The organism is Cedecea sp. B1(4) (genome assembly GCF_059414925.1).
Window position 1 is genome coordinate 1 of the sequence record NZ_JCAHMZ010000220.1, and the last position, 278, is coordinate 278.

The window sequence follows — 278 nt, forward strand, 5'->3', positions numbered from 1 at the left end:
CCGCTCGCGGATCAAGGCGCGTTCGAACTCGGCGAACGCGCCCATTACCGACAGCATCAGGTTCGCCATCGGCGAGTCCTCGCCGGTGAAGGTCAAATGCTCCTTAAGGAACTCGATGCGTACGCCGCGCTGGGTGAGGCCCTGCACCAGGCGGCGCAGGTCGTCGAGGTTGCGCGCCAGACGATCCATGCTGTGCACCACGACCGTGTCGCCTTCGCGCACGAAGGCGAGCAGCCGTTCCAGTTCGGGCCGCCGTGTGTCCTTGCCCGACGCCTTGT

General features: G+C 66.2%; 1 protein-coding gene. It reads right to left on the minus strand.

Going from position 1 to position 278, the window contains the following annotated elements; all coding sequences use genetic code 11:
- Positions 1-278 (minus strand): recombinase family protein (locus ACR6JA_RS22700; RefSeq protein ID WP_494599722.1); only part of this gene is annotated, 278 nt, incomplete at both ends.